Origin of the sequence: Flavobacterium sediminilitoris (assembly GCF_023008245.1) — a bacterium.
Lineage (GTDB): Bacteria > Bacteroidota > Bacteroidia > Flavobacteriales > Flavobacteriaceae > Flavobacterium > Flavobacterium sediminilitoris.
This window is the reverse complement of sequence record NZ_CP090145.1, coordinates 3,523,532-3,535,589: the sequence shown is the minus strand read 5'-3', so window position 1 is coordinate 3,535,589 and position 12,058 is coordinate 3,523,532. Positions and strand designations below refer to the sequence as shown.

The 12,058-nt window shown below is 27.3% G+C and carries 12 protein-coding genes; 3 read left to right on the top strand and 9 right to left on the bottom strand.

Annotated elements, in window-relative coordinates:
- Positions 1-3 precede the first annotated feature (3 nt).
- The 7 genes from LXD69_RS16245 to LXD69_RS16215 all read right to left on the bottom strand — a co-directional run bounded on the left by LXD69_RS16245 (position 4) and on the right by LXD69_RS16215 (position 6,828).
- Positions 4-1,365, bottom strand: coding sequence for an exonuclease domain-containing protein (locus LXD69_RS16245; protein WP_246916150.1), 1,362 nt, complete (start codon positions 1,363-1,365; stop codon positions 4-6).
- A gap of 70 nt (positions 1,366-1,435) precedes the next feature.
- A complete protein-coding gene (locus LXD69_RS16240) occupies positions 1,436-2,101 on the bottom strand; it encodes a YggS family pyridoxal phosphate-dependent enzyme (RefSeq protein ID WP_246916149.1) in 666 nt (221 codons plus the stop codon).
- Between the two features lies 1 nt (position 2,102).
- Positions 2,103-3,161 carry an acyltransferase family protein gene (locus tag LXD69_RS16235; RefSeq protein ID WP_246916148.1) on the bottom strand — a complete coding sequence of 353 codons (1,059 nt, stop codon included), beginning with the start codon at positions 3,159-3,161 and terminating at the stop codon, positions 2,103-2,105.
- Positions 3,161-4,381 (bottom strand): DUF1015 domain-containing protein, encoded by a 1,221-nt coding sequence (locus LXD69_RS16230; protein ID WP_246916147.1) that lies wholly within the window; start codon positions 4,379-4,381, stop codon positions 3,161-3,163. The genes LXD69_RS16235 and LXD69_RS16230 overlap by 1 nt, the downstream gene beginning before the upstream one ends.
- A 75-nt stretch (positions 4,382-4,456) precedes the next feature.
- The gene (locus tag LXD69_RS16225) at positions 4,457-5,347 is read right to left on the bottom strand and encodes a 3-hydroxyacyl-CoA dehydrogenase family protein (RefSeq protein ID WP_246916146.1); all 891 of its coding nucleotides are present in this window, start codon (positions 5,345-5,347) and stop codon (positions 4,457-4,459) included.
- On the bottom strand, positions 5,344-5,859 hold the full coding sequence (locus LXD69_RS16220; RefSeq protein ID WP_052705036.1) for a mechanosensitive ion channel family protein: 516 nt from the start codon (positions 5,857-5,859) through the stop codon (positions 5,344-5,346). Before LXD69_RS16220 ends, LXD69_RS16225 begins: the two co-directional genes overlap by 4 nt.
- 3 nt (positions 5,860-5,862) lie before the next feature.
- Positions 5,863-6,828, bottom strand: coding sequence for a Gfo/Idh/MocA family protein (locus LXD69_RS16215; RefSeq protein ID WP_045966313.1), 966 nt, complete (start codon positions 6,826-6,828; stop codon positions 5,863-5,865).
- A 99-nt stretch (positions 6,829-6,927) separates the two neighbouring features.
- Between LXD69_RS16215 and LXD69_RS16210 the strand changes: the two genes are divergently transcribed.
- Positions 6,928-7,569 carry a protein-L-isoaspartate(D-aspartate) O-methyltransferase gene (locus LXD69_RS16210; RefSeq protein WP_246916145.1) on the top strand — a complete coding sequence of 214 codons (642 nt, stop codon included), beginning with the start codon at positions 6,928-6,930 and terminating at the stop codon, positions 7,567-7,569.
- Here LXD69_RS16210 and smpB read toward each other — a convergent pair.
- Positions 7,566-8,018, bottom strand: coding sequence for an SsrA-binding protein SmpB (smpB, locus tag LXD69_RS16205; protein ID WP_045966311.1), 453 nt, complete (start codon positions 8,016-8,018; stop codon positions 7,566-7,568). The two genes, LXD69_RS16210 and smpB, sit on opposite strands and share 4 nt — an antisense overlap.
- A 177-nt stretch (positions 8,019-8,195) precedes the next feature.
- Between smpB and LXD69_RS16200 the strand changes: the two genes are divergently transcribed.
- Positions 8,196-9,713 carry a S8 family peptidase gene (locus tag LXD69_RS16200; RefSeq protein WP_246916144.1) on the top strand — a complete coding sequence of 506 codons (1,518 nt, stop codon included), beginning with the start codon at positions 8,196-8,198 and terminating at the stop codon, positions 9,711-9,713.
- Positions 9,714-9,909: 196 nt separating this feature from the next.
- Positions 9,910-10,191, top strand: a complete 282-nt coding sequence (locus LXD69_RS16195) for a hypothetical protein (RefSeq protein ID WP_045966307.1) — start codon at positions 9,910-9,912, stop codon at positions 10,189-10,191.
- A gap of 296 nt (positions 10,192-10,487) precedes the next feature.
- Here LXD69_RS16195 and LXD69_RS16190 read toward each other — a convergent pair whose 3' ends face one another.
- Complete coding sequence (locus tag LXD69_RS16190; RefSeq protein ID WP_246916143.1) at positions 10,488-12,047, bottom strand: hypothetical protein; 1,560 nt, start codon at positions 12,045-12,047, stop codon at positions 10,488-10,490.
- Between the last annotated feature and the right edge of the window lie 11 nt (positions 12,048-12,058).

Here is a 12,058-nt window from a genome sequence, read left to right as displayed (position 1 = left end):
AAATTAAAATGTTACTACTTTCATTACTTTTCGTTTTCTTAAATAACCTTGGATAATGTTTTTAGTATCTCTGTTATTTTGCATTGGAATGATTAGCTTTTTTAAAATTTCTATATTATTAATTTGATAATTTAAACCATAAAAACAATAGCCTTTATACACTCCATTTTCAATTAATATTGCACTTCTCTCATCATGAGATCTTCCTTTGTCAATAATAATCATATTGTTGTTTAAAAAAGTATTTTGATCTATAAATTCATTTACTCTTTTATTATAATCTTCTGGTTTTTCTTTTTCAATACAAGCTCCAAAACAAGTTTTTACATCATATTGAAAACATCCTTTTTTAGTGTCATATAATCCATTTAATTTTTGGCATAAATTATATTCTTCTGTTATTTTAAAAAGTGTTTTTCTTCCTTCTTGAAGAGAAGTAAATGAAGTGATTTCTTTTTTTCTGCCATCAGATTTGGAAATTTTTAAAATTATATAACCTTTAGAATCTTTTTCAGCATACAATGCCCATTGAAATAATGTTTTTCGTTGTGCTCTATTGTATATTGGTTTATTAATTTTAATCTCTTCACTTTCTTTTAAAAGAGCTACTAATTCATTTCCTGTTTCCTCAAAAGTTACAGTAAAGACTTCTCTTTGAATTTTTTTACTCTTAGGGCTAGTACCTGTGAAATGCTGGTTTACTCTCTTTTTTATGTTTTTACTTTTACCAATGTATATAACATCTCCTTTTTCATTATGAATATAATAGATACCTATTTTTGAAGGTAATGATTCAACTATATCAAGTAATTTTGGAAGAATTCCTGCTTTTACTTCTGTTTTTACATAACTTTTTACAATTTCTTTCTCACTATCTTTTGAAAGTAATAATCGAAAAAGTTTCATTGTTGCCATAGCATCTCCATTTGCTCTATGTCTATCAGCAATAGGAATTCCAAGTGAGCGAACCAATTTCCCAAGACTATATGAAGGCTGTTCTGGAATTAATTTTTTAGCCAATTCAATGGTGCAAAGTGTCGATTTTTTATACGTATAACCAAGTCTTCGGAATTCGGTACTTAAAATGCGATAGTCAAAAGCAGCATTATGAGCAACAAGTACACAACCTTCTGTAATTTCAATAATACGTTTTGCTACTTCATAAAACTTTGGTGCTGAACGAAGCATTGCATTATTTATTCCAGTTAATTTTACTACAAATGGCTGAATTGGTTTTTCAGGATTTACTAAACTAATGAACTGATCTACTATTTCATGTCCATCAAATTTATAGATGGCAATCTCAGTAATTCCTTCTTCGTTATATTGTCCACCTGTAGTTTCTATGTCGAGTATTGCGTACAAATTTAGTATTCAGTAATTAGTATAATTTAGTAAATTTAGTTAGAAGTGTTTATATTTTTCTTTATTTCTTCTATTTTCTGTGTCCAAATATACTACTTCCTATTCGAACCATAGTACTTCCGCATGAAATTGCCAACTGATAATCTCCAGACATTCCCATTGAGAGTATTTTTAGCTTTAAATTAGAGGTTTCGAATTGATTTTGTAAGGTATTAAAAATAGATTTTAAATGTAAAAACTCTTTTTTAATTTGATTTTGATTTTCTGTGAAAGTAGCCATTCCCATTAAACCAACTATTTTAATATTCTTAAAGTTTTTAAACTCTTCAGAAGATAGAATTTCTTCTAATTCCTTTTTGTCTAAACCAAATTTTGTTTCTTCTTCTGCTATGTGAATTTGAAGTAAACAATCAATAATTCTATTATTTTTTAATGCTTGTTTATTAATTTCTTTTAAAAGTTTAAAGCTGTCTACTCCATGTATCAAACTTACATAAGGAGCCATATATTTTACTTTATTGGTTTGAACATGACCTATCATGTGCCATTCAATATCTTTTGGCATTTCTTCATATTTGTCGGTCATTTCTTGGATCTTATTTTCACCAAAAATACGCTGACCAGCTTCATAAGCTTCTTTTAAATCACTAATAGGTTTCGTTTTTGAAACAGCAACAAGAGTAACTTGCTCAGGAAGTGATGATTTTATATCGTTAAGATTAATTGCTATTGACATTTTAATGTTTTTTGAGTTTTATGAAATAGCTTTCAAAATGTTTATATGAAAAATGTGAAATTATAATTGTGAAAATAATTACTGTACTGTAAAATAACAAAATAGATTGATTTGCAGAAATTAAAGTTGTAATATTAAATTTAAGATACAAAAAACCAATCAATTGAAACATAACAGCATGATACATATAAATTCCATAGGATATTTTACCTAAATGATGTAAAAAGTTATGATTAAAAACAGCTATTCCCTTTAATGATAAAATCCAAATTGCTATTGAAAAAAAAATCATACAAAATAAATTATACATTGGAGAAATAAAATAATCTACAAAAATATTTGAAAAAAATAATAAGCAGAAAATACTCAAAACTATAATTTTAAAGGAATAATGCAAATTCATTTTAAATTTTAAAGATAAACATGCAATTATGCCACTAAATGAAAAGTGATAAAAATACATTGAATACTTTTTTAAAAAGCTTAAGTTTTCAAAATTTGAATGAAATAATAAAAAATATATAATTGTAAATACTATTAGAAAACCTAGAATCCACTTAATTCTAACTTTATATAAAATAGGTGCTACAAATAAATAAAATTGTTCTTCAATTCCAATAGACCAAAGTATTTCTATTATCCCACCAGGTTTGTAAGTTGCTAACACATTTGCAAAAAAAGTTGCTCCTAAAAGAATTCCAAATGTTAAATTATAATCGTTTTGAATATTGTATCCAAAATGAGGTGCAATAACTTGATAAAAAATAAACCCAAAGCATAAAATAAGGTAGTATAATGGAAAGATTCTTAAGATTCTTCTGAAATAAAATCTTTTTAAATTGATGAATCCATTTTTTTCTTTTTCAATAATTAATCCTCTTATGATTAAAAAACCACTTAATGAAAAAAATACTAAAACTGCTTCCTTACCTTTGAAAAATAAAGGTAATTCATTATAAAATGGAAATCCTCTGTTTATGCAATATTCAGGCAAATGGAATAAAAGTACAAATAAGGCTAAAAAAAAACGTAATTGTGTTAAATTAGGCAATTCTTTCATTACAATTCATAAACAATTAATCCACTTCTAAACTTTGGCTCAATATAAGTGCTTTTTGGAGGCATAATTAAATTATTATCTGCTAAAGTCTTAATTTCTGAAATATCTGAAGGATATAACATAAATCCTACTTTATAGTTTCCCTCATCAATAACTTCTTTAATTGCTGTTATAGATTGCTTACCAGGAATATACTTTATTCTTTCATCATTACGTAAATCTTCAATTCCAAGAATGGGATTTAATATTGTATCATATAAAATTTGAGCATCTAAATTTTCTAAAAACGAATCGTTTTTAATTTTCTCATTCTTATAGAAAAGAGCATAGAAATTCCCATCTAAATACATTCCAAATTCAAACTTATTTTGTGGTTTCCATAATTCTTGTTCTTTAGCTTTAATAATAAAATGTTGGGCTATTTTTTTTAGAAAATCTTCTTTGGTGTAATTATTAAGATCTTTAATTATTCTATTAAATTCATAAATTTTCACATTACTTTCGGCAATTAAAAAACTCATAAAGTAATCTAAATTTGGATTCCCTAAGTGCTTATCGTCTTTATAGAGCATTTCAGCCGATGCAGAACGATGATGCCCGTCAGCAATATACAAATCTGGTATATTTTCAAAATGATCTGCTAACCAATCTATATCACTTTGGGTGTCTATTTTCCAAAGTGTATGTTTTTCCTTGTTTGTAGTTGAAAACTGACTAAGTGGTTCGTTTTGTTTTTTTAACAAAATCCATGTTGTTAATTCAATACTGTCAGGATATGTAATTAATACGGGTTCTGTATTAAAACGTGTTTGATGCAAATAATTTTTAAACATTTCTACACGATACTCTAGCGTGTCTTCATGTTTTTTAATATGATTATTTTGGTAATCTTTAATGGAAGTTCCTGCGATTATTCCTGTGAAAATTTTATTTTTAGTATTAATTTCATACAAGTAAAATGCTGGTCTTTCTTCTTGGATGAAAATGTTTTCATCTTTAAAATCTTTATATTTTAAGGCAACTCCTTTAAAACGTTTATCTAAGCTAATACTTTGTACATTGGCATAAGCAGGATTAATTACATGTAAAAAAGAATAAGGATTAAAGTTTAACCAAGCAGCAAGCTCAGCAGCACTATAATCTTCATAGTTTCTACAAGTAACAAGTCCTACTTTGTCAGGTGAAGGACGAACTGCTTTAAAAGGAATTATTTTAGCCATGTTTCAGTGATTAGTTAAAAGTGATTAGCAAAAGTTTATAACTCGTTACTAATCACTTTTAGCTGTTTCCTATTTTTACTTTGAAAATTGTTTTGATACTTTTTCTGCTTTTTTGCTTTCAGCATAGTCATAGAAACCCTCTCCAGATTTAATTCCTAATTTTCCTGCCATTACCATATTTACTAATAATGGACAAGGTGCATATTTTGGATTTTTAAATCCATCGTACATTACATTTAAGATAGACAAACAAACATCTAATCCAATAAAATCGGCTAATTGTAATGGTCCCATTGGATGTACCATTCCTAATTTCATAACGGTATCAATTTCAGAAACTCCTGCAACACCATTATATAGGGTTTCAATCGCTTCATTTATCATTGGCATTAGAATTCTATTAGCTACAAATCCAGGATAATCATTTACTTCTGTTGGTGTTTTTCCTAATTTAATTGATAATTCCATGATAATTTTAGTTACTTCATCAGATGTGTTATAGCCACGGATAATTTCAACTAATTTCATAATTGGCACAGGGTTCATAAAATGCATTCCAATTACTCTTTCAGGATGCACTACTTGTGCTGCAATTTGTGTAATAGAAATAGAAGATGTGTTTGATGCTAAAATTACATTGTGATCACAAACATCACTTAATTGTTTAAAAATATTCATTTTTAAAGCTACGTTTTCTGTAGCAGCCTCAACTACTAAATCGCAACCTACAACACCATCTTTAATATCAGTATAAGTAATAATATTAGCAATAGTTTTATGTTTATCATCTTCTGTTATTACTCCTTTTGTAACCATTCGATCAAGGTTATTAGCAATGGTTGCCATTCCTTTTTCTAAAGATTTTTCAGAAATATCAATTAATTTTACAGTAAATCCAGATTGTGCAAATGTATGCGCAATTCCATTACCCATAGTTCCAGCTCCTATTACAGCTATTTGTTTCATTTTATGTTATTTTTAAAATTGGTAATAATTCCATTTGATAAAATAGAATTAGGGATTATTATTTTATTTTCAAATTCATCTAATAATACAGTATCATGAAGGTTTACTTCTAAGACTTTTCCTTTTTTTCCTTGAAACTCTATTAAATCATTAATTCTAAAAGGTTTAAAAATGAGTATAAATACTCCACTTACAATATTACTTAATGCTTGTTGTGATGCAAAACCTGCAATTAATGTTGTAACTCCTGCACCAGCTAATAATGAATGTCCGTAGGTTTTTGTTATAGGTAAAGTCAATAAAGCCCAACCAAATCCTATTAGATAAATAATTGCTTTAAAAAGATGTTTAAAAAAATAGAAATTAGTAGGATCATTATTTAGAGTTGATGTTCTTCCGCTTAAATAATGATTTAAATAACGATCAAAAAGTAATGAAGCTATAATTGTTAAACCACAAATTATAGAAAATTCAATTAAAATTTCTGTATCGTTAAAAATCTTATTAAACATAAACTATTTGTTAAAACAATCAATGATTTGATAAGCAACTCGTAATGCTTCTGTACCATCTTCAAGGGTAACAATTGGAGTAGTATCATTATTGATAGCATCTGCAAAAGTTTCTAATTCATCTAAAATAGCATTATTTGCATTTACATTTGGATTATCAAAATAGATTTGTTTTTTTATACCTTCTGCATTTTGTAGAATCATATCAAAATCACCAGGAATTTCTGGAGCATCTTTCATTTTTACTACTTCACAGATTTTATCTAAATAATCAACAGATATATAAGCATCTTTTTGAAAAAAACGTGATTTACGCATGTTTTTCATAGAAATTCTACTAGACGTAATATTTGCGACACATCCATTTTCAAATTCGATACGAGCATTGGCAATATCTGGTGAGTCGGAAATAACAGAAACACCACTTGCATTAATGCTCTTTACTTTTGATTTCACAACACTTAGAATAGCATCAATATCATGAATCATTAAATCTAAAACTACAGGAACATCTGTACCACGAGGATTAAACTCTGCTAAACGATGTGTTTCTATAAACATCGGATTTTGAATTTGATCTTTTACCGCTATAAATGCTGGATTAAATCGTTCTACATGACCTACTTGTCCTTTTACATTATGTTTTTTTGCTAACTCAATAATCTCTTCTGCTTCTTCAACAGTATTAGAAATGGGTTTTTCTAAAAAAACATGCTTACCTGCTTTTATAGCTTCTAAAGCACAATCATGATGTGATAAAGTTGGCGTAACAATATCAACTACATCAACTGCACTAATTAGCGCTGCAATGGAATCAAATTTTTTATAACCAAATTCTGCTTCTATTTTGATTGCGTTTTCTTCGAAAGGATCGTAAAACCCAACTAATTCATATTTTGAAGATTGATTTAATAATCGTAAATGTATTTTTCCTAAATGTCCAGCACCTAGAACACCAATTTTTAGCATAATAGAGTATTTTCAACAAAAATAGCAATAAATTGATAATTTATAATTGATATTTGATAATTAGTTTTCTATTTTTACCGAAAACTAACCTAGATTAAATTGAAAGATACATCCAAACACCAAGGTCTTAGAAATCAACTTGCTAAACAATTAGAGGAAAAAGGAATTATTGATAAAAATGTATTAGAAGCTATTAAAAAAATTCCACGTCATTTATTTTTAAATTCAAGTTTTGAGGATTTCGCATATTTAGACAAAGCTTTTCCTATTGGTGCTGGACAAACTATATCTCAACCTTATACTGTTGCTTTTCAAAGTCAATTATTAGAAGTGAAAAAGGAACATAAAATTTTAGAAATAGGCACAGGAAGCGGTTACCAAACCGCTGTTTTGTGTGTAATGGGTGCAAAAGTATTTTCTGTTGAAAGACAAAATGAACTTTTTAAAACAACATCATTATTACTTCCTAAATTAGGAATTAGACCAAAGCATCTTTCTTTTGGAGATGGTTATAAAGGACTACCTCAATATGCTCCATTTGATAGTATAATTGTAACGGCTGGCGCTCCTTTTATACCCCAACCATTAATGGCTCAATTAAAAATAGGAGGAAAATTAGTTATTCCCTTAGGAGAAGAGAATCAAATTATGACAATGTTAGTTCGTAAAAATGAGACACAATTTGAAAAACATGAATTTGGTGAGTTTCGTTTTGTTCCACTTTTAGAAGATAAGAATTAAAATGATTTTTTAATTCTGTCAATATCTCTTTTAGTATCTCTTTCTTTCATAGTCTCTCTTTTGTCGTAGTTTTTCTTTCCGCGACAAAGTGCCAAATCTAGTTTTGCTAATCCCTTTTCATTGGTAAATAAGCGTAAAGGAATAATTGTTAAGCCTTTATTATCACTATCTTTTTGAAGCTTTTTAAGTTCTTTTTTATTAAGAAGTAACTTCCTTTCACTTTTAGCCCTATGGTTATAGTGTGTACCATAAAGGTATTCTTCAATTGTAGCATTGATTATGAAAAGTTCATTGTTATGAAATTCACAAAAACTTTCTGCGATTGATGCTTTACTCAAACGTATAGATTTTATTTCTGTACCAGTTAAAACAATTCCAGCAGTATATCTATCGATTATTTCATAATCAAATCTTGCTCTTTTGTTTAATATGTTAACCGTTTTTTGCATAAGATTACAAAAGTACTTAGAAAAATGTGATATCAAAATATCTTAATTGTTTTTACAGGACTATTATTTTTGTTTTATTAAATTATTATTATTTTACTTAAAAAACTATATATATATCATTACTGGATAGTATTTTTTTATATATTCGTAACAACAAACAATAAATAAACTATCAAAATGAAAAAAAATGTATTAAAAATCTGTAGTCTTGCAGTTTTAGGTTTATTTTTTTCATGTTCTGAAGAGAATTATGAAAAAGATTCAGTTTTAGAGTCTGAAAATCTTAATCAAGAATTATTAACAACCAAACAAATTAATGATGGAATTAAAAGTACTTTAGAGCAAACAGGTCAGTTTTATTGGAAAGACGCATCATTACAAATGCTTTGGAGTGCCACTCAACATGGGTCAAATATTGTGACTATAGGCTATGGTAGTTCTCAAAATGATTTTGAAAAAGCATCTTCTAAAGCAATAGGAATTGAAGAAGAAATATTAAAAATCATTAGAGATAATGAAACTAGTTCTTCTGAGAAAACACTTATTTATAAAGATCCTGTTTTGAATATTATTGATGTAATCATAAAAGATCAAAGCACATTAGCTCTTTTAAGACAAAACAATCATGTAAGATATATAGAACCTGGAGATTATAAATTCTTCCAATTTGAGCAAGAGAATGGAACAAATAAAAGTTCAAGTTCTGGTTCTTCAGGATGTGGATATGAATCAGAATCTTTAAGTTCTTCTGATTATACAACAATCACACCTAACGCAAAAGTACCTTGGAATTTCTATAAACATAATATACCAACAGCTTGGAATACTAGTACAGGAGCAGGAATAACGATTGGTGTTATAGATTCAGGAGTTTCTCCAAATCAATCTCTATTAGGAAGTAATTTTAACAATGGGAGTTCATCTGGTAGATCAGTTCAAAAATATGGAACTTATGTAGATTCAGCTTGGCCATGGTCAACTTCAACAGATGGACCAAATGATAAATGTGGTCATGGAACAAGTATGACTGCTACTGCTACTGCACCTAGAAATAATAAAGGGCTACCTGTAGGTGTTGCTTATAATGCAAATTTAATTTCATACAGAGCGGCTTCAAATGTGGTTTTAGAAGGTTATCATGAACAAAAAGGAGTACAAAATGCATTTGTTGGTTTAGGTAATAATTCATCAGTTAAAATAATTTCAATGTCAATGGGACATATATTTTCTGTTGGTAGAATTGAAGATGGTGTTAGATATGCGAATAATAGAGGAAAATTAATATTTTGTGCAGGAGGAACTTCCACTAGCTTTACAAATTTTGTAGGAGTTATTTTTCCAGCTTGGATGAGTGAGACTGTAGCTGTTACAGGTATTAAAGAAGGTTCTGGATATAATAAATGTTCAAATTGCCATTCTGGAAGCACAATAGATTTTACAGTTGTTATGGAGCGTTCATCTTCAGGAAATAGCGCACCTGTTTTAAGTTATTATGAAAATCAAACAGATTATGTAGGAGGCTCTTCTGTAGCAACCGCTACTACTGCTGGTATTGCGGCTCTTGTATGGGCAAAAAATCCAAGTTGGACTAAAACACAAGTCTTAAATAAATTAAAACAATCAGCATCATTATATCCAAATAAAAATTCAGATTATGGATATGGAAATATAAATGCAGCTTTAGCAGTTCAATAAATTAAAAATACATTATTAATTCTTTTAAGAAACGGTTTAAAATATTTTAAACCGTTTTTTATGTTTATAAAAACAAATACAACTTATTATGTTTTACTAAAAATACCGTTAAATAGTTGTTTTTTAACTATTTTTTATATGATTTAATTGTTTTTTTTAATTACTTTTATGTTAATTAACCTAATTAATTTCTACTATGACTTTAGAATATCAAATAATAGACAAAGAATCTATTAGTTCTTTGCATTTTCCTAACACAGAAGTATTAAAGGATAAAGAAGAGGTGTATCAAAGGAAAAATGATCTTGACAGAGCTTTATCGTTAGGAAACTTAGAACATCTTAAGATAAAAATTTATTTTGAAGATGACGAAAGTATAAAAATGACAGAAACAACAATTTGGGGTGTAACTGATAATAGAATTATTTTAAAACAAGGTGTTGTTATTCCGCTTAATAGGATTCATAAAGTAATATAAAAATAGTAAAGGTTGTCAAATTTGACAACCTTTTAATTTATGAGAATAGTAAAATTGATATTGAAAATTATGTGTATGGTTAAACTAATGTTCTATGCATAAAAAAACTCTCTTCTTGTTCAAACTTCTAGACATGAGAAAAATTTGATTTTAAATTATTTCAACTTTATTTAATGTTAGTTTAGATAATGAAAGTTTCTTATTTTTTAAAGGGTAAATATTATTTTTATTTATTTTAAAATTATTTCAGCACCAAAAACAGTTATTGATGCTGAAATAATTGTAATTATCAGGTTCTAATTTTCTGCTAGTCCTTTCCAGTTTCTAATGATTCTTGATAAGAAAAATAAAGCTACAATTGATAGTATAAAATTAATTAAAAATATTTCTGAAATATTGTTTTCCAACCATCTATATTCAGGAGATATATATTGTGAATATTCATCAGAGTAGTAATGATAACGTAAATAATGTTCTCTTACAATAAAATAGAGTATAGGAATAATTAAAGGAAAACACCATAATAGTATATTTAAAGCTATTCTACTTAAATCAAGGCTTCTTTTATTGTTATAAATTAAGAAAAAGTAAAATGAGATTACAAGTATGGTAAATAGTGATAAGTAAAGGTATATGTTGCTTGAAGAACCTAAAGCAGAAAAAATACCTAATATAATGTTTATGATTCCAACTGTTAGTACAGCAATTAACCAACTTTTCCCTGTTGTTACTCTAAATGAAAAGATTAATAATGAAAAACCCAAGGCACCATAGAAATAAGCAAGAATTTCATCGTATTTTATGATAGGATTTGTATAGGCTTCTGAAACAGTTTCGTACTTGTCTTTCAATACATTTTGCTGTACAAAATATTTAGAATATCTTTCATTTTGTTCAGTTGACTGTCTCATTCTTGAATCATTATAATAGTTATAATATCTATTGGTTTCATATTCATTCTTATAGGGAGTTATATATAAAAAATCCTTAAATAAAGGTGATTTGTATGTTATATCTAACCATTCATTTAAAGTAAGATTTGTACTTAAATGATGTTCATTTATCATTCTCAGATAAGCAGACATTAAACTCTTTATTTCTTGTTTGTCATTATTTTGTAGCCAAGTTTTAACCTTAATCTTATTTATAGAGTCTTTTTCATAGCTATTAATTGTAAAGTGAAAAACATTACGGTTTAAAAGTGAAAATTCATCGTATTTTTTACCATTAAAAACAATATAATTTTTATAAGTGTAATGCGATATTTGTTCTACTTGTTCTTCAATTTCATTAACATATTCTTCAGTTTTATCAATGGTATTATTGATTGTGGTATCATTTATTTTTGAATGATTTGATTCATCAATTAAATCTGATTTTAATGAATTTATTTCTGTTTGAGAGAAACTTCCATCTATAAAAATATCAGCTAAACTAATTATTTCACATCGTTTTTGTGTTTCTTCATACGAATAATAGTTTCGTTGGTGGAGTTGTTTTCCAAATGAAAACGGTAAGTAAAATGAAATAAGAAATGTACAAATTATAAAAATTTGAAACCATTCATAAAATAGCGCATATTTAGATTTGCTATAAAACGATTTTAATGAATTGTTTTTAAAATAGTTTACTAACCACAATATAGTGAGTATTATAGTGAGTAAAACACCAAACATTACAGATTGAAATTCAATGTCATATTTGTTTTTATTTGAGAAATCTATTGTTCCTTCAAAGTAGCCCAAAATAAAGTAAATAATATGATAGATGATACCAATTATGAGCATTGAAATAAATTTAGTATTCCAAATGAGAGGATATTTTAATAAAAGTTGTTTTTGAATATTTTTAAACATTTTGAATGTGA